Origin of the sequence: Pseudomonas sp. N40(2020) (genome assembly GCF_014472415.1) — a bacterium.
Classification (GTDB): domain Bacteria; phylum Pseudomonadota; class Gammaproteobacteria; order Pseudomonadales; family Pseudomonadaceae; genus Aquipseudomonas.
The window spans coordinates 99,286-121,083 of record NZ_JACSZV010000009.1 but is presented as its reverse complement, the minus strand read 5'-3'; the positions used below and the strand labels follow the sequence as shown (position 1 = coordinate 121,083).

Sequence of the window (21,798 nt, the reverse complement as noted above, 5' to 3'; positions counted from 1 at the left end):
GCCTTTGGCGCCCCTTATATCGGTAATGCAGCGACGGGTAAAAAAGATTTTTTCAATCGATCAGTTAATAAATCTAATAGCCGGTCAATCGTCCGATGTTTTGGCCTTGTACTCGCACAAGTCTTCGATCCTGCAACTGCCACAGCGTGGCTTGCGCGCCAGGCAAACGTAGCGTCCGTGAAGAATCAGCCAATGGTGGGAGTCGAGCAGGAATTCCTTCGGCACAAATTTCATCAGCTTGTTTTCCACTTCAACCACGTTTTTGCCCGGTGCAATGCCAGTGCGGTTGCTGACCCGGAAAATGTGCGTGTCGACCGCCATGGTCAGTTGACGGAACGCCGTATTCAGCACCACGTTTGCGGTCTTTCGGCCTACGCCGGGCAAGGCCTCCAGCTCTTCACGCGTTTGCGGCACTTCACTGTTGTGGCGTTCGACCAGCATGCGGCAGGTCTCGATGACGTTCTTGGCCTTGCTGTTGTAGAGGCCGATGGTCTTGATGTATTCGGAAAGGCCTTCGACACCCAGCGCATAGATCGCCGCCGGGGTGTTGGCGATCGGGAACAACTTCGCCGTCGCCTTGTTGACGCCGACATCAGTCGACTGCGCCGAGAGAATCACCGCAATCAGCAATTCGAAGGGCGAGGAGTAGGCCAATTCGGTTTTCGGCTCGGGATTGTCTTCATGCAGTCGGCGAAAAATCTCAAGACGTTTTGCGGCATTCATGGGCGATGCGTTTCCTTGGGAATTGAGTTCGAGCGAGTCCATGCCTGACGGGCCGCAAGCAGCAGCCCCAATACAATGAAGGCGCCGGGAACCAGAGTGACCAGGTGCAGCCCCTCACTGAATAAAACAAGACCTTGCCAGTGTTCTGATAGTCCGCGACCGAGGCTGCCATGACCGAGCAGTTCACGCATTACAGCGAGTACCAGCATCAATGTGCTGAACAAACCGCAGAGTTTGAGCCGCTCGATCCGCGTCTGGCGGAAAAATCCATGCTGTTCCAGCACCACGCACTGCAAGGCAATCAGGCCAGCATAAAGACCAAAGTTCTGATGCCAGGGCAGATAAAAGCGTTGCGTAAAAATTTCTACACAACTGGTCAACGTGGCGGCGAGCAACAGGCTTGCCAGCAACGCACTTGAACCGTTCAGGCGCGAACGCAGGGGTGCCATGCAGACGCCATAGACCAACACGACGGTGGCAAACATCATCAGCGTGCCCAGCGCACCGGCCAACGTTTGTGTGGTGCCAAGTAGCAGGACCAGCATCAGAGCATTCGACAGATTCATGTTCCACTTCCCAGCAACGCCGCGCGATGCTCATCGAAGTAACGCAGCGCATCATGGATTGCGTTGATCGCCGCGCGGGACGTGATGGTCGCACCGGCCATTTGATCAAATTGTCCCTGATCCTTTTTCAACGCCCAACCTGAATCCGTCGGCTCGTTGCTCGATTTGCCAACGAATGCCTGGAGCCAGGTATTAGGCCAGTCGCCGATCACGCCACCAAACGCCGGGGTTTCGGTTTGTTTGAGGGTTTTCACGCCCAACAATTTTCCGTTCGCATCAATGGCAATCAGCAGCTCGATGCTCCCGGCATAACCCTGCGATTGACTACGCAGCAGCACTGCGACCGTTCGCCCGGCATTGGTCGCGCGATAACCGCCGCTCAGCGTGCTGTGGCTCAGGGCAATGTCGGCCAATGCCAGCGGCTGCTGCAGCGGTTGATTGTCATAAGTTTCTGAAGCGAGCACATCGAGCAGTTTGCGACTGTCGAGCAGACGTTGCTCGGCAGCAATTTGCGGCGCATTGCTGCGTTGCACCAGATACGTCGCACCGATGCCGACCCCGGCCAACAGCAGCAGTATGAGTATGCTGGTCGTGCGGTTCATGGGGTCACCTGGGCTTGTCGGTTTGCGGCAAAACGCTCCAGGGCCGGCACGCAGAGATTCATCAGCAACACCGCAAACGCGACACCGTCCGGGTAACCGCCCCAGGTGCGGATCAGATAAGTCAGCAGCCCGACACCGACACCAAACAGCAGGCGAGCGAGTGCGCTTTTTGCCCCGGATACCGGTTCGGTAATGATGAAAAACGCGCCGAGCATGGTCGCCCCGCTCAGCAGATGAAACAGTGGCGAGCCGTGAGAATCGGAGCCAGAGCCATTCCAGAACAGCAAACTGACCACAAACAGACTGGCAAGCATGCCAACCGGTGCATGCCAGCCGAACACCCGACGTTGCAGCAAAAACAGCCCGCCGGCGAGAAACGCCAGATTCACCCATTCCACGCCACGTCCGCCGAAGCGCCCGAAGGCTGGATTGGCGGCGAACAGTTCATCGATGGTCAGGCTTTTGTTGATGCGCAGGCTGTCCAGTGCTGTCGCCTGAACCCAGGCGTCAGGTGCCTGACTTGGATTGAACACCTGCTGCACGGTGTCGAGCAGCCCCATGCCTTGGGCCGGCCAGTGGGTCATCGGTTGCGGGAACATCACAATGGCCAGCGCAAAACCGAGCATGGCCGGGTTGAATGGGTTTTTGCCAACACCACCGTACAGGTGTTTTCCAAACAGCAAGCCCGAAGCAATCGCGATCACCGTCAGCCACCACGGGCAATAAGGCGGCAGGGCAGCGGCGAGCAGTGTGGCGCTGACCAGTGCGCTGCCGTCGCTCAGTGTCGGCTGCAAAGGCTGTCGGCGCAGGCGTGTGACGCCAGTCTCGACGATCAATGCGCCGCCGACGGCCAACAACAAGTTGATCAACACCCCCCAACCGTACATCCAGAACAGCGCCAGCAGCCCCGGCAGCATGGCCAACAGCACCAGCTTCATCGCCTGTTGCAGGCGATCGTCCGGCGTCTCAAGGGGCGACATGGTCTTGCACCTGGCGCTCGGCGTCTTGCAGGCGGGCGCGGGCCTTGTCGAGGGTTTCGCCCGGCGTATCGGCGCGGCGTTCGAGCTTATTGAGGTCGGCGCGGGCGTAGGCCAATTCGGTTTTCAGCTGTCGAAGCTGGCTGTCGATCGGATGTTTTTCCACGCGTACGAGGTCAGGCACGGGCTGATCACTGGCGACTTCGGCAGCGTGCAGTGCCTGCTCGGCGTCACGCAGGGCCTGTTCCAGCGTGGCGATCTGCTGCGCGGGCGCCTCGGCGGTCTGGGCCTTTTTCAGCTCGGCGCGGCGCATGGCCAACTGGATCTTCGCCCGTTTAAGATCAGCGTCCTTCGCCGGGACTGGCGCGACCGGAGCACCGGGTGCGTTGCTTTCAAGTTTCGCCAGAGCCTGTTCGGCCGCTTCGAATTGCTGCTGCAAGACGATCAATTGCGACTGCTGCTCAAAAGTCGGCGGATGGCCGAAGGCTTTCAGGGATTTATGCAATTGTGCGCGGCTCATCGCCACATCGATCTTGGCTTTTTTCAACGCGGCATCGGCGGTCGCGGTTTTCTGCGCGCGCACACGTTCAAGTGCAGCGTGCACCGGGTCAGTTGCAGTGACTTCAGGTTGCGCCGCTTTTTTCGCTCGAGCCTCTCGCTCAGCCTGCTTCTGTTGTTCTTCGCGCAGCAAGCGATCGTTGCGTCGCTCAAAGCGCTGGCGGGCGTGATCGCGTTTGGCGGCGCGGGCGCGCTGTTCTTCAAGGCTGAAGGCCAGGCCACCGACCACCGGCAGCGTGCCGAGCGGCAGCGGATGCATTTCGATGCAGTCCACCGGGCAAGGCGCCACGCACAGGTCGCAACCGGTGCATTCGTCAATGATCACCGTGTGCATCAATTTGGCGGCGCCAACGATCGCGTCGATCGGGCAGGCCTGAATGCACTTGGTGCAGCCGATGCATTCGGCTTCGCGGATGTAGGCGACTTGGGGCGGTGCCGAGCCACGGCTGATATCCAGTTCCAGCACCGGCACTTTCAGCAACTCGGCCAGCGCCGCGACCGTTTCGTCACCGCCCGGCGGGCACTTGTTGATCGGCTCGCCCTCGGCGATGCCTTGTGCGTAGGGTTTGCATCCGGGATGGCCGCATTTGCCGCATTGGGTCTGGGGCAGCAGGGCATCGATGCGTTGAATCAGACTCATGTTTTGATCAGTCCACTGAATCCGAGAAAAATCACAGCCATCAGTCCGGCGCTTATCAGATCGATCGGCAAACCGCGAAAGGGCAGTGGAATATCGTTGTCGGCGCTGCGTTCGCGCAAATCACTGAACAGGCTCAGCACCAGCCAGAAGCCCAACCCGGCACCGAGACTCAGCGCCGTCGCCTGCAACAGGCCCTGATCGTTCTGCGCATTGATCAGCGCCAGGCCGAGCACGCCGGCATTGCCCAGTAACAGCGGCCACAAACCTTCGAACGGCCAGTCGGGCAGTCCGCGCGCCAGCAATTTCAGGATCGGCGCGATCAACAGCACGCTCAGCGGTAGAAACACGAACAGGCGCAGGGCTTCAAGTTGCAGCGGCACCAACAGCCAGTGCCAGACCGCATAACTGAACACGCCGACCACCACCATCAGGCACAACGTTGCCAGTCCCAGCGCATGCACTTGTCGGCGACTGCTGGCCAGCAGCGGATCGACGCCCAGCGGCCAGTGCAACACGAAGTTGTTGAGCAGCGCAGCACTGAAAAGCGTAAGCACAAGTTCGGTCATGGTTCTGCCGGCGAAACGGGCGGGTGTCTCATAAGGTTAGGCATTATCCGGCTGCCGCGAAGGGTGGGCCAGATATGAAAAATCCCACAGGCATGCGGAGCACGTCTGTGGGATCGATCTAACGCATAGACTTACTTGATGCGCTGACCCGGCTTGGCGCCGCTGTCCGGGCTCAGCAGGTAGATCTCTTCACCGCCAGGACCTGCCGCCATCACCATGCCTTCAGAGATACCGAACTTCATTTTCCGTGGCTTGAGGTTGGCGATCATCATGGTCAGGCGACCGTCGAGCTTGGACGGGTCTGGGTAAGCACTCTTGATCCCCGAGAACACGTTGCGTTGCTCATCACCAATGTCCAGGGTCAGGCGCAGCAGTTTGTCGGCGCCTTCCACGTGTTCAGCCTTGACGATCAGCGCGACGCGCAGGTCGACGGCAGCAAAGGTGTCGAAGTCGATTTCCGCCGACAGCGGATCCTTGGCCAGTTCGCCGTTACCTGCCGGGGCGGCTGCACCGGTGTCGGTCTGGCTGGCGGTCAGGTCTTCTTTCGAGGCGTCGCTCATGGCTTGCACTTTTACCGGGTCGATGCGGGTCATCAGCGGCTTGAACTCGTTGAGCTGATGGTTGGCCAGCAGGGTGGTGTGGTCGTTCCAGGTCAGCGGCGCGACGTTGAGGAACGCCTCGGCATCGGCGGCCAGCAGCGGCAGCACCGGTTTGAGGAAGATCACCAGTTGGCGGAACAGGTTGATGCCGGTGGCGCAGATCGCCTGGACTTCATCCTGCTTGCCTTCCTGCTTGTTCAGCGACCATGGAGCCTTGTCGGCGATCCAGGCGTTGGCGCGATCGGCCAGGGCCATGGTTTCACGCATGGCGCGGGCGAAGTCGCGGGCTTCATAAGCGTCGGCAATGCTTGGCGCGGCGGCGAGGAAAGCTTCGGTCAGCTCTGGCGCGGCATTGTTGTCGACCAGCAGGCCGGCGTTGCCTTTCTGAATGAAGCCGGCGCAACGGCTGGCGATGTTGACCACTTTGCCGACGAGGTCAGAGTTGACCTTCTGCACGAAGTCTTCGAGATTCAGGTCGAGGTCATCGACGCCACGGCCCAGTTTGGCCGCGTAGTAGTAGCGCAGGTATTCCGGCGACAGGTGATCAAGATAAGTACGGGCCTTGATGAAGGTGCCGCGGGACTTGGACATCTTCTGACCGTTGACGGTCAGGTAACCATGCACGTTGATGCCGGTTGGCTTGCGGTAGCCCGCACCTTCGAGCATCGCTGGCCAGAACAGCGCATGGAAGTTGACGATGTCCTTGCCGATGAAGTGGTACAGCTCGGCGGTGGAGTCCTTGCCCCAGAACGCGTCGAAGTCCAGCTCAGGCGTGCGGTCGCAAAGGTTCTTGAAGCTGGCCATGTAGCCGATCGGCGCATCCAGCCACACGTAGAAATACTTGCCCGGCTCGTCCGGGATCTCGAAGCCGAAGTACGGCGCATCGCGGGAGATATCCCACTGTTGCAGGCCGGCGTCCAGCCACTCGGCGATCTTGTTGGCTACGGCGTCTTGCAGCGTGCCGCTGCGGGTCCATGCCTGCAGCATTTCCTGGAAGTCCGGGAGCTTGAAGAAGAAGTGCTGGGAATCCTTGAGCACCGGGGTGGCGCCGGAGATTGCCGACTTCGGATCCTTCAGGTCGGTTGGTGCGTAGGTCGCACCGCATTTTTCGCAGTTGTCGCCGTACTGGTCTTCGGTGCCGCATTTCGGGCAGGTGCCCTTGATGAAGCGGTCGGCCAGGAACATTTTCTTTTCCGGGTCGAAATACTGGGTGATCGAGCGTTGGGCGATGTGCCCGGCGTCACGCAGCTTGAGATAGATCTGGCTCGACAGCTCACGGTTTTCTTCGGCGTGAGTGGAGTGGAAGTTGTCGAAGCCGACCAGGAACTCGGCAAAGTCGGCGCTGTGTTCAGCCTGCACGTTGGCGATCAGTTGTTCCGGGGTGATGCCTTCCTTTTCCGCGCGCAGCATGATCGCCGAACCGTGGGCGTCGTCGGCGCAGACATAAATGCATTGATTGCCGCGATGCTTCTGGAAGCGCACCCACATATCGGTCTGGATATATTCCAGCATGTGGCCAAGGTGAATCGAACCGTTGGCGTAGGGCAGGGCGCTGGTGACGAGGATCTTGCGTGGTTCGGACATGTGGGGCTTCGCTACTTGATGAAACGGAGGTCGGCCACTATAAAGCGCCGGCCAAGATATTTCACCCCTGCAAATCGTTGCCGGGCATGCCGTCTGGAGGATAGAAGGGGTAGGATAGCGGCCATCTTTTCCCAGTCTTGTTATCGGAGTTGCCCATGAGTGCCGTCACTCGCGCAGCGGTGGAAGCCGTCCTCAGCCAATACACTGACCCTTACCTGAACCAGGACCCGGTCAGCGCCGGTTGCGTGAAAAACATCGAGATCATCGGTGACCGCGTCAATGTTCAGCTGGAAATCGGCTATGCCGCCGGTCTGTTCAAGAGCGGCTGGGCGCAATTGCTGCAACTGGCCATCGAAAACATCGACGGCGTGGTGATCGCCAGGGTTGAAGTCAACAGCGTGATCGCCGCGCACAAGGCCCAGGCGCAGATTCCGGGCCTGGCCAACGTCAAGAACGTGGTCGCCGTGGCATCGGGCAAGGGTGGTGTGGGCAAATCGACCACCGCGGCCAACCTCGCACTGGCATTGGCCCGTGAAGGCGCCAAGGTCGGGATTCTCGACGCCGATATCTATGGCCCGAGCCAGGGCATCATGTTCGGTATCCCCGAGCGCACTCGCCCAGAGGTCAAGGATCAGAAATGGTTCGTGCCACTCAAGGCCCATGGCGTCGAAGTCATGTCGATGGCATTCCTGACCGACGACAACACGCCGATGGTCTGGCGCGGGCCGATGGTTTCCGGCGCGCTGCTGCAACTGGTCACGCAAACCGCGTGGGGCGATCTGGATTATCTGGTCATCGACATGCCGCCAGGTACCGGTGACATCCAGCTGACTCTGGCGCAGAAAGTCCCGGTGGCTGGCGCCGTGATCGTCACCACCCCGCAGGATCTGGCGCTGCTCGACGCGCGCAAAGGCGTGGAAATGTTCCGCAAGGTCAACATCCCGGTGCTCGGTGTGGTTGAAAACATGGCTGTGCACATCTGCTCGAACTGCGGCCATGCCGAGCATCTGTTCGGCGAGGGTGGTGGTGAGAAGCTGGCGACTCAATACGGCGTCGAACTGCTGGCTTCGCTGCCGTTGTCGATGCTGATCCGCGAGCAGGCCGATGGCGGCAAACCCACGGTAATCGCCGAACCGGACAGCCAGATAGCCATGGTCTATCAGGAACTGGCCCGCCATGTCGGCGCGCGGATTGTGTTGCAGGAAGCGGCAACGCCGGCGATGCCGAATATCACCATCAGCGACGATTGATACGTTCGTAAAGCTGAAAACCTGTGGGAGCGAGCTTGCTCCCACAGGTTTTCATGCCGCCAGTTAGATGCGCAACCCGCCATCCATCTCCAGAACCCGACCGGTGTAGTAGTCGTTCTCGAAGATGTACGCCGCCGAATGGGCGATCTCTTCCGGCTTGCCCATGCGCTTGAGCGGAATGCCTGCGGTCATCTTCTCCAGCGCTTCGGGCTTCATGCCCAGGGTCATCTCGGTTTCGATGAAGCCCGGGGCAATGCCCGCCACACGAATGCCATAACGCGCCAGCTCCTTGGCCCAGGTCACGGTGGCCGCCGCTACGCCAGCCTTGGCGGCGGAGTAGTTGGTCTGGCCAACGTTGCCCGCGCGGGAGATCGACGAGATGTTGATGATCGCGCCGCTGTTTTTCAGCTCGACCATTTTTGCTGCCACTTCACGGGTGCACAGGAACACGCCGGTCAGGTTGACGTCGATCACCGCCTGCCACTGGGCCAGGCTCATCTTGGTCATTTCGCCGTCCTTGACCTTGAGCAGCAGTCCGTCACGCAGAATCCCGGCGTTGTTGATCAAGCCGTGGATCGCGCCGAAATCCTCGGCGACCTGAGCAACCATGTGCTCGACCTGTTCTTCATTGGCAACGTTGCACAGGTAGCTGCGCGCCTCGACGCCTTTGGCTTTGCAGGCGGCCACCGCGTCGTCGAGTTTTTCCTGGTTCAGATCGACCAGCGCCAGCTTCGCGCCTTTGCCGGCGAAATACTCGGCCATCGAGCGGCCCAGACCTTGGCAACCGCCAGTGATAATGATTACTTTGTCGTTGAGTTGCATTCGCATGCCCCGATAGCAGGTCAGAGTGGTGGTCCTTTAGAAGCCTCTCGATCTGCGCCCGACATGGCCTGGCTGCACATGAGAATTGCCCCGAAGGTGACTGGAACTTATCCAAGGCACCTGTCCGTTTTTTCGACGGATTCTAATTAAGGAGTCATAAATTGAGCGTTGAAGCGGCCAAGAATGCCCGAGAATTGCTTCTCAAGGAATACCGGGGCGTGCTGTCGACCCACTCCAAATCGATGCCCGGTTTTCCCTTTGGCTCCGTCGTGCCGTATTGCCTGGACGAGCAGGGCCGGCCGCTGATCCTGATCAGCCGTATCGCCCAGCACACCCACAATCTGCAAAAAGACCCGAAATGCTCGATGTTGGTGGGCGAGCGTGAGGCCGACGACGTACAAGCCGTTGGTCGCCTGACGTATCTGGCTGAGGCGCAAAAGCTCGAAGACCCGGCGGCCATCGAAGCGGCGGCGCAGCGGTACTACCGCTATTTCCCGGATTCAAAGAACTACCACAAGGCCCACGACTTCGATTTCTGGGTACTGAACCCGGTGCGCCATCGCTACATTGGCGGTTTTGGTGCGATTCACTGGATTGATCAACTGACCCTGGCCAACCCGTTTGCCGGCAAAGCCGAGATCAGCATGGTCGAGCACATGAACAGCGACCACGCCAAGGCCATCGCGCACTACGTCGATCTGGCCGGGCTGCCGAAAACCGAGCTGGCGCTACTGGCCGGGATCGACAGCGAAGGCATGCACCTGCGCATCGGTCAGGCGCTGTACTGGCTACCGTTTCAAGCGCCATGTCATACGCCGATACAAGTGCGCGAAGCCTTGGTTTCTCTGGCTCACGCAGAGGTTTGGCCAAAAAATGCAGGGGTCGACGCTTGAATTCACGAAAGGGCGACGTCATCTAAGGCTTACTGCAAGGCATTTCTTGCGTTGAGGAATCTTTGATGCGCCCTTTTTTGTTGCTCTTTCTGCTGTTTCCGGTGCTGGAGCTGTTCGTATTCGTCAAAGTGGCAGGGTCTATCGGGTTTTTCCCGGCCCTGCTGCTGATCATTCTCGGCTCGATGTTCGGTGTGTTCGTGCTGCGCGTCGCCGGTCTGGCCACCGCACTGCGTGCCCGTGAAAGCCTGAACCGCGGCGAACTGCCTGCGCAAACCATGCTTGAAGGCTTGATGCTGGCACTGGCCGGTGGCCTGTTGATCCTGCCTGGCTTCATCAGCGACGTGGTCGGTCTGGTGATGCTGCTGCCGTTCACCCGTCGTCTGCTGGCGAACAAAATGCGCCAGCGCGCCGAAGATCAGGCCATGCGTCAGCGTGCCTTTGCTGACGACCTGCAACCCCGTGGCGGTCCTGCACCGCGCGAGCCTATTGGCCGCGAAGGTGATGTGATCGAAGGCGAGTTCGAACACCGCGACACCAAATAACGTCTGCATCGACACGGCACCTTCGGGTGCCGTGCTCGTTTTTGCGCTCCTTTTACGACGAGCAACTGCGAAATTTTTTTAGCTGCGCCCTTGTAATAAGCTTATGCGCCCCTATGTAAAGGTCACCGAAAGGTTTCCGACATTCGAGTCGGACAGACTTCCGCGGTTCGCTCGACGAATCGCAACCGGCGCAGGCCGGATTTGTTAAACCCGCCGGGACTACACCGGCCGATGAAAACCACAATTAGGAGAGATCGACAATGAAGCTTCGTCCTCTGCATGACCGCGTCGTAATCCGTCGCAGCGAAGAAGAAAAGAAAACCGCTGGCGGTATCGTCCTGCCAGGTTCGGCTGCTGAAAAAGCCAACCACGGTGTGATCCTCGCTGTAGGTCCGGGTAAACGTGAGCGTGGTGAAGTGCACGCACTGTCCGTGAAAGTGGGCGACAAGGTTGTGTTTGGTCCTTACTCCGGCAGCAACACTGTGAAAGTCGACGGCGAAGACCTGCTGGTAATGGCTGAGAACGAGATTCTCGCTGTACTGGAAGGCTGATTTCCCGCTCATTTTCCCGCTACTACAAAGTATTTAAGGAATATCGATCATGGCTGCTAAAGAAGTTCTGTTTGGCGATTCCGCCCGTAAGAAAATGCTCAAGGGCGTCAACGTCCTGGCAGACGCCGTAAAAGCGACCCTGGGCCCGAAAGGCCGTAACGTGATCATCGAGAAGAGCTTCGGCGCTCCGACCATCACCAAGGACGGCGTTTCCGTCGCCAAAGAAATCGAACTCGAAGACCGTTTCGAAAACATGGGCGCGCAGCTGGTCAAAGACGTTGCCTCCCGTGCCAACGATGACGCAGGCGACGGCACCACCACCGCTACCGTGCTGGCTCAGGCCATCGTCAACGAAGGCTACAAAGCCGTCGCTGCCGGCATGAACCCGATGGACCTCAAGCGCGGCATCGACAAGGCGACCATCGCCGTTGTTGCTGAGCTGAAAAACCTGTCCAAGCCATGCGCTGATACCAAGGCCATCGCTCAGGTCGGCACCATCTCGGCCAACTCCGACAGCTCCATCGGCGAAATCATTGCCGAAGCCATGGAAAAAGTCGGTAAAGAAGGCGTGATCACCGTTGAAGAAGGCACTGGCCTGGAAAACGAACTGTCGGTTGTAGAAGGCATGCAGTTCGACCGTGGCTACCTGTCCCCGTACTTCGTCAACAAGCCTGAGACCATGGTTGCCGAACTGGAGAGCCCACTGGTTCTGCTGGTCGACAAAAAAATCTCGAACATCCGCGAAATGCTGCCAGTGCTGGAAGCCGTTGCCAAAGCCGGCCGTCCACTGCTGATCGTTTCCGAAGACGTTGAAGGCGAAGCCCTGGCGACCCTGGTTGTGAACAACATGCGTGGCATCGTCAAGGTTGCAGCCGTCAAGGCTCCAGGCTTCGGCGACCGTCGCAAGGCCATGCTGCAGGATATCGCTGTTCTGACCGGCGGTACCGTTATCTCCGAAGAGATCGGCCTGAGCCTGGAAAGCGCCACCCTGGAAAACCTCGGTAGCGCCAAGCGTGTGACCATTTCCAAGGAAAACACCATCATCGTTGACGGTGCTGGCGTAGCAGGCGACATCGAAGCCCGTATCGCTCAGATCCGTGCTCAGGTTGCCGAAACTTCCTCGGACTACGACCGTGAAAAACTGCAAGAGCGTCTGGCCAAGCTGTCCGGCGGCGTTGCAGTAATCAAGGTTGGCGCTGGTTCCGAAGTTGAAATGAAAGAGAAGAAAGCCCGCGTTGAAGACGCCCTGCACGCAACCCGCGCAGCCGTTGAAGAAGGCGTGGTACCTGGCGGTGGCGTTGCGCTGATCCGCGCTCTGGAAGCCCTGAACAACCTGACCGGCGACAACGCTGACCAGAACGTCGGCATCGCTGTACTGCGTCGTGCTGTTGAAGCGCCGCTGCGCCAGATCGCTGCCAACTCCGGCGACGAGCCAAGCGTCGTGGTCAACGAAGTCAAGAACGGCAAAGGTAACTACGGTTACAACGCTGCAACTGGCGTGTACGGCGACATGATCGAAATGGGCATCCTGGACCCTACCAAGGTGACTCGCTCGGCATTGCAGGCAGCAGCTTCCATCGGTGGCCTGATCCTGACCACCGAAGCTGCAATCGCTGACAAAAAAGTAGACGCTCCGGCTGGCGGCGGCATGCCAGACATGGGCGGCATGGGTGGCATGGGCGGCATGATGTAAGCCAGCCTTACCCCCGTAACGCAAAAACCCCGCTGGCGAAAGCCAGTGGGGTTTTTTATTGCCTCTGATTTGAGGTTCACCTGAAACCGAGGCGCGGCCATCGCTGGCAAGCCAGACTCCCACAGTTATCACTGCTGCTCATGGCATCTGTGAACACTGCAGATCCCTGTGGGAGCTGGCTTGCCAGCGATGACGTCAGTTCAGACGCTGACCGGTTGTGTTTTGACTTCTGCATCAACCCTCGCCGCCGGGCGATACAGCACCCAGTAATACGATCCCAGACAAATCAGCCAGCAGAAGATCGCCGTCCACACGTTGTGCGAAAAGAAGTGCGCGCCCTGCATCATCCGGCTGATCGAGAACACCGAACCCAGTGCGAAGGCAAAGATGAACGCTTGTCTGGCCAGACGCGGACGCCGGTCACGCAGCACAAAGAACAGCGCAAACAAAGTGAACCCCGTGGCTGCATGACCGCCGGGCCAGCAACGGCCAGGCTTGTCGGTAGGCGGGCGATGGTCGAGCAGTTTGCTATAGGTTTCATGGCCGCCGAATTGCTCCAGGCTCCATGGGCATTGCACGGCTGTCACCGCTTTGACTGGTGTCACGAATGAAGTGGCCAAACCGAGCGAGAGCACCAGGCAGCCCAACTCGCGTTTGAACGGTTTCAGCCGCTCGATGAAAAACGAACCGATGAAGCCGAGAATGGCAAACACTGAAAAAGCGATCACCACCTGCTTGGCGCGGTCATGCAGGATGTCTTCAAGGAAGAAACTGTGGCGGCCGATGAAGTCGCCCGCGACCGGGTCGTAAAACAGCCTGGCCAGATCCATGTCCAGATCGGTCAGTTCCAGCAGCACCAGAATCAACGCCGCGAAGGCGGGAACGCCCAGGCACAGCCAGAGATTCAGCGGCCTTGAAACAGGACGGGCAGAGGTCGACACCATGGCAATTCCTTGGTCGGTAAGTGGGTTCGATGAGCGCAATTGCGCGGAGTCTGCGCGTGATGGCGTTGCTGATTTGTTAACCGAAAGTGAAAAAAACGTTGGCTGGCGCAATCCGTATCTTTATCGATAAACAACCCGACACACGCCTAGCCCTGAGCCACACTTGGCCGTAAGCTGCGCGGGCCACGACGGCCGTTACCGTGTACGGAGGAGGTGCCCATGCGAATTCTATTGGTCGAAGACAACCGCGATATCCTGGCCAATCTGGCCGATTACCTTGGGCTCAAGGGCTATACCGTCGATTGCGCCCAGGACGGACTGTCGGGTCTGCATCTGGCGGCCACCGAGCATTACGACCTGATCGTGCTCGACATCATGCTGCCCGGCATTGACGGCTACACCCTGTGCAAACGCCTGCGCGAAGATGCCCGCCGCGACACCCCGGTGATCATGCTCACGGCCCGCGATCAACTGGACGACCGTTTGCAGGGCTTCAAGTCCGGGGCGGACGATTACCTGATCAAACCATTCGCTTTGTCCGAACTGGCCGCGCGGGTGGAAGCGGTAATGCGTCGTACCCAGGGCGGTGGGCGTCGGGCATTGCAGGTCGGTGATCTGAGCTACGACCTCGACACTCTGGAAGTGACGCGTGAAGGCAAGTTTCTGAAACTCAACCCGGTTGGCCTCAAGCTGCTCGCGGTGTTGATGCAAAAGAGCCCACACGTGCTGCGCCGGGAAATTCTTGAAGAAGCGTTGTGGGGAGATGATTGCCCGGACAGCGACAGCCTGCGCAGCCATGTCCACCAATTGCGTCAGGTGATCGACAAACCATTCGCCAAGCCACTGCTGCACACCGTGCACGGCGTGGGTTACCGCTTGGCCGAGGGCCGTGATGGAGTTTAAGCAAAGCCTTTCCCAACGGATCATCATTGCTTTCGCGCTGATGAGCGCACTGGTGGCCGGTGCATTCGCCATGGGTATCGTCGCGACGGTGCATCTGGTAGAGGAAAAACTGATTTCAGCGGTGCTGGGCGGCGATTTGCAGCGTCTGTTGCTGATGGACAATGTCTCGGACTGGAGCCATCGCCCAGAGCCGGACCAGTTGTTCTATTTCAGCGGCGGCCCGGGCGATTTCGATTTGCCCAAGGATTTGCGGCATCTCGATGCGGGGTTCCACGAAGTGTTCCGCGAGCAGCTGTCGTATCACGCGATGGTCGAAATCGTCGATGGTCGGCGTTATGTGCTGCTGCAGGACCAAAGCGATTTCGAAGAACGCGAGCGCGTGTTGTTTGCCGTGGTGCTGGTGGGTTTTGTGCTCAGTCTGGCGTTGGCGGTATTCCTCGGCTGGGTGCTTGCGCGCAAAGTGATGGCGCCGGTGGTGCGGCTGGCTCGCCAGGTTCGCCATCGCGATCAACTGCTGGGGCTGGCACCCCCACTGGCGCCGGACTATGCGGCTGATGAAGTCGGAGAACTGGCCGTGGCGTTCGACGCCACGCTGGGGCGTTTGCGTCAGGCATTGACCCGTGAACGGCTGTTCACCAGCGATGTCAGCCACGAATTGCGCACACCGCTGATGGTGTTGGCCAGCTCTTGCGAGCTGCTGCTGGAAAACCCGGCGATCGATCAACGCGGTCGCTCACAGGTCGAGCGTATTGCCCGGGCCAGTGAGGAGATGCGTGAACTGGTGCAAACCTTCCTGATGCTCGCCCGTGCCCAGCGCGAAGACGCGGGGGCGGCACCGCAACAGAATCTTGCCCAAGTGGCTGACAGCCTGCTGTGTGTCTGGCGCGAACCGATCGAAAGCAAAGGTTTGAATTTGCAGTTCGAAGCCGGCAACCCCACCGCGACCTGCTACAACGCGACGTTGCTGACGGCGGTGATGGGTAACCTGTTGCGCAATGCTTGCCATTACACCGAGCAGGGTTTCATTCGCCTGACGCTCAGCGCCAACGGGTTTGTGGTCGAGGACTCTGGCGTGGGCATTCCCGAGGAGAAACGCGAGGCGATGTTCGAGCCGTTTGTCCGTGGCAGTGAAAAGCGCGGCGAAGGCCTGGGGCTTGGCTTGTCGCTGGTGCAGCGAATCTGCGAAAACCAGGGCTGGGTTGTCAGTTTAAGTACGATGGAGCCCAATGGCTGCCGCTTCGAGGTAGATCTCGGCAAAATCTGACGCAAATAGTGGCTCCATGCTACTCCCGCCAACCTGTCCAAATCCTGTATAACGCTGTAATAATTTGCCGGTTTACCTGACAAAATTTTCACAACTGGATGACCTGGCGCTGACATGCCGCTCCTTAAGGTGGTGTCATCAGTCATTCAGGAGTCCAGGTGATGACCGGCCCGATCAAACTCGATTTTTCCGAAAAGTACGACGATCAACATGCGCAGAAATATTTGCGCAAGCATAAGGCAAGCCTAGGGCGTCGCCTGTCTCATTTGCGTGACGAACAGCTGGCCCGCAAGGCGCTGGCGCTGGCCGGCGAACCCGGCCTGGTGCTGGATTTGCCGTGCGGCGCCGGACGTTTCTGGCCGTTACTGGCGGAAAAACCCAACCGGGTGATCATCGGTGCGGACAATTCCGAATCGATGATCAAGACGGCGATGGAAGGACAACCGGCAGAAGTGGTGAAACGGGTACAACCTTTGCACACTTCTGCGTTCGACATTGCCTTGCCGGATAACGCCGTCGACAGCATTTTCTGCATGCGTTTGCTTCATCACATCGGTGAGGCCGAGCACCGCCGGGCGATTCTTCGCGAATTCGAACGCGTAACCCGTGACAGCGTCATCGTTTCATTGTGGGTCGACGGCAATTTCAAAGCCTGGAAACGCAAGCGTGCGGAGAAGGATCGTCCCAACCGCGATTACCAAAATCGCTTTTTGTTACCGGCGGCAACAGTCGAAAAAGAATTTGAAGAAGCGGGTTTCCGCATTCAGGAACAACTGGACTTTATTCCGCTCTATGCGATGTGGCGGGTTTACGTATTACGCAAGAGGTAACAGGATGGCAGTGCAATTTGCAGCAGAAACGGAAGTCGCTTCCCAGGATAGCTTCGACTACTACTGGAGTCAGCGCGGCGAGTGGGTCGAAGAGCCCAACGTTCGTCGTGGCGGTGAAAGTGGTGTGCAACGGATCGTGGGCAAGGACGGCCAACTGCTGTATGCCAAGCGCCAGACTGGACACATCTATCGCAGTTGGTTGCATCCGTTCGGACGTCCGACGGTATTGCGCGAACTCGACGCCCTGACCGGCGTCAGCAAACTTGGTGTGCGCGTGCCGCAAATCGTCTTCTGCGGTGCTCAGCCTGATCCGCAGCACAAGTGGCGCGCATTGTTAGTGACCAAGTCCCTGGACGGTTTTCAGGAGCTGGAACATTGGCTGGCGGCGGCTGGTGGTCGTGATCATTGTGGCGATGCGATCTATGAGCGCGTGCTCAAGGATCTTGCCGAAAACCTGGCGCGGATGCACAAGGGCCGCTGGCAGCACAGCTGCATCTACATCAAACACGTGTTTGTGCGAGTGACCGGCGAAGGCGAGTCGGCCAAAGTCGAAGTCGCACTGATCGATCTGGAGAAATGCCGCCAGCGCCTGACCGCCTATCGCGCCGCCTCCCATGACATGAAGCAATTGCGTCGCCACTCGTCGTTCCGCGACGCGGACTGGAAGAAACTCGTCTACTTTTACGAGACGGCGTTTGGCAGCGCTATCAAAGGTTTATAGCGATGAAACTCGAAATTGCACGAGGTTTGTTTTTGGTTGGAGCCTTGGCAGTTGCTTCACTGGCGGTGGCTGCCTGGGAGCAGCCCCGCATGCAGGTGGTTGGCGCGTCGATAGACGATGCTTACTGCGCAGTACCACGGGTGGCGAAAGCCTCCGTGGCGTCCAAGCCCGATCATGATTTGCTGCTGTTCATGTTCGGACTTTCTCAAGGGATGAGGCCACAGAGTTGAACCGATTGAAGCCCACATAAAAGGCCTCGCAAATGCGAGGCCTTTTTTATGCACGAAATTTGCGTCCGGCACCGCTCCCACAGGGTTACGCGGATGGTTTGGGATCAGGTTTCGCCAGCAGGGTGTAGATGCACGGCAACACAAACAACGTAAACAACGTCCCGATCGACATCCCCGTCGCAATCACCGTACCAATATCAAACCGGCTGACTGCCCCCGCGCCCGTTGCCAGAATAAGCGGCACCATGCCGAAGACCATCGCCGCCGTGGTCATCAACACCGGCCGCAGGCGAATCGCCGCCGCTTCTTCCACCGCTTCGCGCGCAGTCAGGCCCTTGTCCTTGCGCAACTGATTGGCGAATTCGACGATCAGGATCCCGTGTTTGCTGATCAGCCCGATCAGCGTCACCAGCCCGACCTGGGTGTAGATGTTCATGCTCGACCAGCCAAGGAACAGCGGAATCAGCGCGCCGCAGATCGACAGCGGTACCGTCACCAGAATCACCAGTGGATCGCGGAAGCTTTCGAACTGCGCCGCCAACACCAGGAAAATGATCGCCAAGGCCAACCCGAACGTCACCCACAACGCACTGCCTTCCTGCACGAACTGGCGCGACGCGCCGCCGTAGTCGAAGGCAAAACCGGCCGGCGCTTCTTCCCGGGCGATCTGGAGCACGGTGTCGATCGCTTCGCCCATGCTCACCAAAGGGAATCCGGAGATCTTGGCCGCATTGAGCTGTTGGAACTGGTTGAGCTGACGCGGTCGTGCGCGATCACTGACCTTGATCAGGGTCGACAGGGGCAGCAGCTCGCCCTGGGTGTTTTTCACGTAGTAATTGTTCAGCCAGTCCGGGTTGTCGCGGTACGGCCGTTCGACCTGGGCGATGACCTTGTAGCTGCGGCCTTCAATGGTGAAACGGTTGATTTCCGCCTCGCCGAGCAGCGTTGCCAGGGTGCCGCCCAGATCCTGCATCGACACGCCCATCTGCGCAGCTTTGGCGCGGTCGATATCGACCACCACCTCCGGCTTGTCGAAGGCTAGATCAAGGTCGACGAAGGCGAATTTTCCCGATTCCATGGCGCGCTTCTTGATCCGGTCGGCCACTTGCAGCAGCAGTTCGTAGTCGTTGGCGGTGTTGATCACGAATTCGAACGGCAAGCCTTCACCGGTGCCGGGCAGGGAGGGCAGGTTGAAGCCGAAGACCTGCAAACCGGGGATGCCTTCCAGTTTTCCTTGCACCTCGGGGAGGATTTCCATCTGGGTGCGACTGCGCTCGTTCCACGGCTTGAGCAGGAAACCGCCGATCCCGGCCTGAACGCCGTTGTAGCCATTGATCTGGAACGAGGAGTAGTACTCCGGGAATTCCTTAAAGATCTTGATGAACTCGTCGGTGTAGGTGTTCAGGTAATCGAGGTTGGTCGGTTGCGGGGCTTTGGCCATCATGAAAATGATGCCCTGGTCTTCGTCCGGCGCCAGTTCCGATTTGGTGAATTTCAGGAACACCGGGATCAGGCACAGCACGATCACCGCGAACACCAGCACCACGGGCCGGGTGTTCAGCGTGCCGTGGAGCATGCTCTGGTAGCGGCGCTTGAGGCTGTCAAAGATGCGGTCGAGGCGATGCGCCAGACCGCTGGGGTTTTCTTCGTGGCGCAGCAAGAAGGCGCACATCATCGGCGACAGGGTCAGGGCGACCACCCCGGAAATCACCACGGCCCCGGCCAGGGTCAGGGCGAACTCCTTGAACAGCGCCCCGGTCAGCCCGGTGAGGAAGCCGATCGGTGCGTAAACGGCCGCCAGAGTAATGGTCATCGACACCACCGGCATGGCGATTTCCCTGGCGCCCTCAAGCGCTGCGTCGTAAGGCGTCTTGCCTTCCTCGATGTGTCGGTGAATGTTTTCCACCACAACAATCGCATCGTCGACCACCAGACCGATGGCGAGCACCATCGCCAGCAGGGTCAGCAGGTTGATCGAGTAGCCCATCATCTGCATGAAGAACATCACGCCGATCATCGACAGTGGAATGGTCACCACCGGGATCACCACCGAACGCAGTGCGCCGAGGAACAGGAACACCACCACGATCACGATCAGTACCGCTTCGAAGAGGGTTTTCACCACTTCGTCGATGGAGGCCTGAATGAACAGTGTGGCGTCGTAGGCAATCTCGCTCTTGAGATTGGGCGGCAGTTGGGCTTCCAGCTCCGGCATGATCTTGCGCACTTCTTTGATCACATCCAGCGGGTTGGCCCCCGGCGACGACTTGATGCCGATGTACACCGACGGCGTGCCACCGAACGAGCTGACCGAGTCGTAGTTTTCCGCGCCCATTTCGACCCGCGCCACATCACTGAGCAGCACACGGCTGTCGCCACTGACCTTGAGCGGAATCGCCGCGAACGCTTCAGCGGATTTCAATTCAGTGTTGGCGTTGATGCTGGTGACCACGTACTCGCCTTTCACTTCGCCCGCAGCGGAGAGGAAGTTGTATTGGCGTACCGCGTTGGTCACGTCGCTGGCGCTGAGGCCGAAACCGGCGAGCTTCACCGGGTCGAGCCACAGGCGCATGGCAAACACCTGATTGCCGAGAATCTCCGCTTCGGCCATGCCCGGCAGGGTCGCCAGTTTCGGCTGGATAACCCGTGACAGGTAATCGGTAATCTGCGGGTTGCTCAGATCCTTGCTGAAGAAGCTGATGTACATCAGCGCCGAGGCGTCGGCAGACTCTTTGCTCAGCACCGGATCTTCGGCGTCCTGCGGCAGCTTGTTCTTCACCTCGTTGGCCTTGGCCAGCAGCTCGGTGAACAAGCGGTCGGTGTTGGAACCGATGCGCGCGTAGATCGAAATCGTCGAGAAGTTCTGCCGACTGACCGACGTCATGTAGTCGATGCCCTCGGCGCTGGCCAGGCTCTGTTGCATCGGCTGGGTGATATAGCCCTGAATGGTTTCGGCGTTGGCCCCGGGATACGCGGTGGTCACCGTGATCAGGGCGTTTTCCATTTGCGGGTATTGGCGCAGCGGCAGCTTGCTCCAGGCCTGGAAGCCCAGCAGCACAATCAGCAGGCTGACCACGGTGGCGAGCACCGGGCGGCGGATGAACGGATCAGTAAAAGCCATGAGGATTCCTTGATCAGTCGGCGCGGCGCGGACTGTTCTGCTCGCCGAGGGTCTTGTCGTCGCTGATGGCAATGTGGGCGCCGTTGTCCAGTTTGATCTGGCCGGCCGTCACCACTTGTTCGCCGCTCTGCACGCCCTTGTTGATCATTACCAGGCCATCGCGGCGCTCACCGGTTTCGATGAAGCGGCGTTCGGCGATCAGCACCGGTTGGCCCTTGTCGTCTTTCTCGACGCTGCCGTCCTCGGCTTTCTTCTGTTCGACCACGTACAGCGAATTGCCATAGAGGGTGTACGTGATCGCACTCTCAGGTACCACGACGTGCTTCTGTGGATTGGGCAGCAGCACTTCGAGGCTGGCGAACATGCCCGGCAGCAATTTGCTGTCGGGGTTGGCGAGGGTGGCGCGCACCAGAATATTGCGGGTGCTGCTTTCGACGATCGGGTTGATCGCGCTGATCTTGCCCGGGAAATTTTGCCCGGGGTAAGCGCCGGCCGAGATATTCACCGGTTGGCCGATGGCCAGTTTCGGCACCGATTGCTCGGGCACATAGAAGTCGGCGTAGAGGCTGCTCAAATCCTGCAGGGTGGCGATTTTGGTGCCGCTGGCGAGGTAGTCGCCGACGTCGACCTGACGGATGCCGATGGTGCCGCTGAAGGGGGCGAGGATGCGTTTTTTTGCCAGCGAGGCATTGAGCTGGTTGACCGTGGCCTTGTTCTTTTGCAGTACCGCCGAGAGCCGGTCGTACTCGCCTTTGGAAATCGCGCGGCTGTCGACCAGTTGGCTGCCACGGCCGAAGTCCAGTTGCGCCAGGCCCAGGTCAGCCCTGGCGGTTTCCAGAAGGGCGGTTTCCACGGCGCTGTCGAGTTGCAGCAGCGGTTGCCCGGCCTTGACCTTCTGCCCGGATTCGAACTTGAGTTCGGTAACGGTGCCGGCGACTTCCAGGCTCAGTTCGACGCCTTGCAGCGCCTTGAGCGTGCCGACGGTGGGCAGGCGCATCTGCCACGGCTGCTCGCTGGCATTGGCCACGGCGACACTGATCGGCGGTTTCGGCTTGGAGAAACCCTGGATCATGGTGTAGATCGAAAAGGCTTTATAACCGCCCAGCACCAGGACGATCAGCAAGACAACACCCAACATGATCAGCATGCGGCGACGCAGCATATTTCCATTTCCTTGGATAAATCAGGCGAGACAGGCGGGAACATTACTCCGAGTGCT

21 protein-coding genes are annotated in these 21,798 nt (G+C 59.2%); 10 read left to right on the top strand and 11 right to left on the bottom strand.

Going from position 1 to position 21,798, the window contains the following annotated elements; genetic code table 11:
• Positions 1 to 84 precede the first annotated feature (84 nt).
• From nth to metG, 7 genes are all read right to left on the bottom strand, one after another.
• Positions 85 to 723, bottom strand: coding sequence for an endonuclease III (gene nth, locus IAI51_RS09115; protein ID WP_187678169.1), 639 nt, complete (start codon positions 721 to 723; stop codon positions 85 to 87).
• Positions 720 to 1,289 carry an Rnf-Nqr domain containing protein gene (locus IAI51_RS09110; protein ID WP_187678168.1) on the bottom strand — a complete coding sequence of 190 codons (570 nt, stop codon included), beginning with the start codon at positions 1,287 to 1,289 and terminating at the stop codon, positions 720 to 722. Before IAI51_RS09110 ends, nth begins: the two co-directional genes overlap by 4 nt.
• Positions 1,286 to 1,891 carry an RnfABCDGE type electron transport complex subunit G gene (locus IAI51_RS09105; protein ID WP_187678167.1) on the bottom strand — a complete coding sequence of 202 codons (606 nt, stop codon included), beginning with the start codon at positions 1,889 to 1,891 and terminating at the stop codon, positions 1,286 to 1,288. Before IAI51_RS09105 ends, IAI51_RS09110 begins: the two co-directional genes overlap by 4 nt.
• On the bottom strand, positions 1,888 to 2,871 hold the full coding sequence (locus IAI51_RS09100) for an RnfABCDGE type electron transport complex subunit D (protein ID WP_187678166.1): 984 nt from the start codon (positions 2,869 to 2,871) through the stop codon (positions 1,888 to 1,890). Before IAI51_RS09100 ends, IAI51_RS09105 begins: the two co-directional genes overlap by 4 nt.
• Positions 2,858 to 4,066 carry an electron transport complex subunit RsxB gene (gene rsxB, locus IAI51_RS09095; protein WP_187678165.1) on the bottom strand — a complete coding sequence of 403 codons (1,209 nt, stop codon included), beginning with the start codon at positions 4,064 to 4,066 and terminating at the stop codon, positions 2,858 to 2,860. The genes IAI51_RS09100 and rsxB overlap by 14 nt, the downstream gene beginning before the upstream one ends.
• A complete protein-coding gene (locus IAI51_RS09090; protein ID WP_187678164.1) occupies positions 4,063 to 4,632 on the bottom strand; it encodes an electron transport complex protein RnfA in 570 nt (189 codons plus the stop codon). Before IAI51_RS09090 ends, rsxB begins: the two co-directional genes overlap by 4 nt.
• Before the next feature lie 131 nt (positions 4,633 to 4,763).
• Positions 4,764 to 6,815 (bottom strand): methionine--tRNA ligase, encoded by a 2,052-nt coding sequence (gene metG / locus IAI51_RS09085; RefSeq protein WP_187678163.1) that lies wholly within the window; start codon positions 6,813 to 6,815, stop codon positions 4,764 to 4,766.
• A gap of 155 nt (positions 6,816 to 6,970) precedes the next feature.
• On the opposite strand from metG, the gene apbC reads away from it, so the two are divergent.
• Positions 6,971 to 8,065, top strand: coding sequence for an iron-sulfur cluster carrier protein ApbC (gene apbC / locus IAI51_RS09080; protein WP_187678162.1), 1,095 nt, complete (start codon positions 6,971 to 6,973; stop codon positions 8,063 to 8,065).
• 63 nt (positions 8,066 to 8,128) lie between these two features.
• Here the strand turns inward: apbC and IAI51_RS09075 are convergent, their stop codons facing one another.
• Positions 8,129 to 8,887: an SDR family oxidoreductase gene (locus IAI51_RS09075; RefSeq protein WP_187678161.1), complete on the bottom strand. Its 759-nt coding sequence runs from the start codon at positions 8,885 to 8,887 to the stop codon at positions 8,129 to 8,131.
• 161 nt (positions 8,888 to 9,048) lie between these two features.
• Between IAI51_RS09075 and IAI51_RS09070 the strand changes: the two genes are divergently transcribed.
• The 4 genes from IAI51_RS09070 (at position 9,049) to groL (ending at position 12,566) form a co-directional block, all read left to right on the top strand.
• Positions 9,049 to 9,780, top strand: coding sequence for a HugZ family protein (locus tag IAI51_RS09070; RefSeq protein ID WP_187678160.1), 732 nt, complete (start codon positions 9,049 to 9,051; stop codon positions 9,778 to 9,780).
• 65 nt (positions 9,781 to 9,845) lie between these two features.
• Entirely contained in the window at positions 9,846 to 10,322 is a 477-nt protein-coding gene (locus IAI51_RS09065; RefSeq protein ID WP_187678159.1) for an FxsA family protein, read from the top strand.
• A 260-nt stretch (positions 10,323 to 10,582) separates the two neighbouring features.
• Positions 10,583 to 10,873, top strand: coding sequence for a co-chaperone GroES (locus tag IAI51_RS09060; protein ID WP_187678158.1), 291 nt, complete (start codon positions 10,583 to 10,585; stop codon positions 10,871 to 10,873).
• Between the two features lie 49 nt (positions 10,874 to 10,922).
• Positions 10,923 to 12,566 carry a chaperonin GroEL gene (groL, locus tag IAI51_RS09055; protein ID WP_187678157.1) on the top strand — a complete coding sequence of 548 codons (1,644 nt, stop codon included), beginning with the start codon at positions 10,923 to 10,925 and terminating at the stop codon, positions 12,564 to 12,566.
• A gap of 200 nt (positions 12,567 to 12,766) precedes the next feature.
• On the opposite strand, the gene IAI51_RS09050 is transcribed toward groL, so the two are convergent.
• On the bottom strand, positions 12,767 to 13,510 hold the full coding sequence (locus IAI51_RS09050) for a phosphatase PAP2 family protein (RefSeq protein WP_187678156.1): 744 nt from the start codon (positions 13,508 to 13,510) through the stop codon (positions 12,767 to 12,769).
• 219 nt (positions 13,511 to 13,729) lie between these two features.
• Between IAI51_RS09050 and colR the strand changes: the two genes are divergently transcribed.
• From colR to IAI51_RS09025, 5 genes are all read left to right on the top strand, one after another.
• The gene (colR, locus tag IAI51_RS09045) at positions 13,730 to 14,413 is read left to right on the top strand and encodes a two-component system response regulator ColR (RefSeq protein ID WP_187678155.1); all 684 of its coding nucleotides are present in this window, start codon (positions 13,730 to 13,732) and stop codon (positions 14,411 to 14,413) included.
• Positions 14,403 to 15,677, top strand: a complete 1,275-nt coding sequence (locus tag IAI51_RS09040; RefSeq protein WP_187678154.1) for a sensor histidine kinase — start codon at positions 14,403 to 14,405, stop codon at positions 15,675 to 15,677. Before colR ends, IAI51_RS09040 begins: the two co-directional genes overlap by 11 nt.
• A 161-nt stretch (positions 15,678 to 15,838) precedes the next feature.
• Positions 15,839 to 16,507, top strand: coding sequence for a class I SAM-dependent methyltransferase (locus IAI51_RS09035; RefSeq protein ID WP_187678153.1), 669 nt, complete (start codon positions 15,839 to 15,841; stop codon positions 16,505 to 16,507).
• A gap of 4 nt (positions 16,508 to 16,511) precedes the next feature.
• A complete protein-coding gene (locus IAI51_RS09030; RefSeq protein WP_187678152.1) occupies positions 16,512 to 17,228 on the top strand; it encodes a lipopolysaccharide kinase InaA family protein in 717 nt (238 codons plus the stop codon).
• 2 nt (positions 17,229 to 17,230) lie between these two features.
• On the top strand, positions 17,231 to 17,458 hold the full coding sequence (locus IAI51_RS09025) for a hypothetical protein (protein WP_187678151.1): 228 nt from the start codon (positions 17,231 to 17,233) through the stop codon (positions 17,456 to 17,458).
• Positions 17,459 to 17,543: 85 nt separating this feature from the next.
• Here the strand turns inward: IAI51_RS09025 and IAI51_RS09020 are convergent, their stop codons facing one another.
• The gene (locus IAI51_RS09020; RefSeq protein ID WP_187678150.1) at positions 17,544 to 20,579 is read right to left on the bottom strand and encodes a multidrug efflux RND transporter permease subunit; all 3,036 of its coding nucleotides are present in this window, start codon (positions 20,577 to 20,579) and stop codon (positions 17,544 to 17,546) included.
• A gap of 13 nt (positions 20,580 to 20,592) precedes the next feature.
• Positions 20,593 to 21,741 (bottom strand): efflux RND transporter periplasmic adaptor subunit, encoded by a 1,149-nt coding sequence (locus IAI51_RS09015; RefSeq protein WP_187678149.1) that lies wholly within the window; start codon positions 21,739 to 21,741, stop codon positions 20,593 to 20,595.
• Positions 21,742 to 21,798 lie beyond the last annotated feature (57 nt).

Bases quoted from the DNA above. Each gene is read 5' to 3' on its own strand.
- nth (WP_187678169.1), bottom strand. From the start codon at position 723: ATGAATGCCGCAAAACGTCTTGAGATTTTTCGCCGACTGCATGAAGAC.
- IAI51_RS09110 (WP_187678168.1), bottom strand. From the start codon at position 1,289: ATGAATCTGTCGAATGCTCTGATGCTGGTCCTGCTACTTGGCACCACA.
- IAI51_RS09105 (WP_187678167.1), bottom strand. From the start codon at position 1,891: ATGAACCGCACGACCAGCATACTCATACTGCTGCTGTTGGCCGGGGTC.
- IAI51_RS09100 (WP_187678166.1), bottom strand. From the start codon at position 2,871: ATGTCGCCCCTTGAGACGCCGGACGATCGCCTGCAACAGGCGATGAAG.
- rsxB (WP_187678165.1), bottom strand. From the start codon at position 4,066: ATGAGTCTGATTCAACGCATCGATGCCCTGCTGCCCCAGACCCAATGC.
- IAI51_RS09090 (WP_187678164.1), bottom strand. From the start codon at position 4,632: ATGACCGAACTTGTGCTTACGCTTTTCAGTGCTGCGCTGCTCAACAAC.
- metG (WP_187678163.1), bottom strand. From the start codon at position 6,815: ATGTCCGAACCACGCAAGATCCTCGTCACCAGCGCCCTGCCCTACGCC.
- apbC (WP_187678162.1), top strand. From the start codon at position 6,971: ATGAGTGCCGTCACTCGCGCAGCGGTGGAAGCCGTCCTCAGCCAATAC.
- IAI51_RS09075 (WP_187678161.1), bottom strand. From the start codon at position 8,887: ATGCAACTCAACGACAAAGTAATCATTATCACTGGCGGTTGCCAAGGT.
- IAI51_RS09065 (WP_187678159.1), top strand. From the start codon at position 9,846: ATGCGCCCTTTTTTGTTGCTCTTTCTGCTGTTTCCGGTGCTGGAGCTG.
- IAI51_RS09060 (WP_187678158.1), top strand. From the start codon at position 10,583: ATGAAGCTTCGTCCTCTGCATGACCGCGTCGTAATCCGTCGCAGCGAA.
- groL (WP_187678157.1), top strand. From the start codon at position 10,923: ATGGCTGCTAAAGAAGTTCTGTTTGGCGATTCCGCCCGTAAGAAAATG.
- IAI51_RS09050 (WP_187678156.1), bottom strand. From the start codon at position 13,510: ATGGTGTCGACCTCTGCCCGTCCTGTTTCAAGGCCGCTGAATCTCTGG.
- colR (WP_187678155.1), top strand. From the start codon at position 13,730: ATGCGAATTCTATTGGTCGAAGACAACCGCGATATCCTGGCCAATCTG.
- IAI51_RS09040 (WP_187678154.1), top strand. From the start codon at position 14,403: ATGGAGTTTAAGCAAAGCCTTTCCCAACGGATCATCATTGCTTTCGCG.
- IAI51_RS09035 (WP_187678153.1), top strand. From the start codon at position 15,839: ATGACCGGCCCGATCAAACTCGATTTTTCCGAAAAGTACGACGATCAA.
- IAI51_RS09030 (WP_187678152.1), top strand. From the start codon at position 16,512: ATGGCAGTGCAATTTGCAGCAGAAACGGAAGTCGCTTCCCAGGATAGC.
- IAI51_RS09025 (WP_187678151.1), top strand. From the start codon at position 17,231: ATGAAACTCGAAATTGCACGAGGTTTGTTTTTGGTTGGAGCCTTGGCA.
- IAI51_RS09020 (WP_187678150.1), bottom strand. From the start codon at position 20,579: ATGGCTTTTACTGATCCGTTCATCCGCCGCCCGGTGCTCGCCACCGTG.
- IAI51_RS09015 (WP_187678149.1), bottom strand. From the start codon at position 21,741: ATGCTGCGTCGCCGCATGCTGATCATGTTGGGTGTTGTCTTGCTGATC.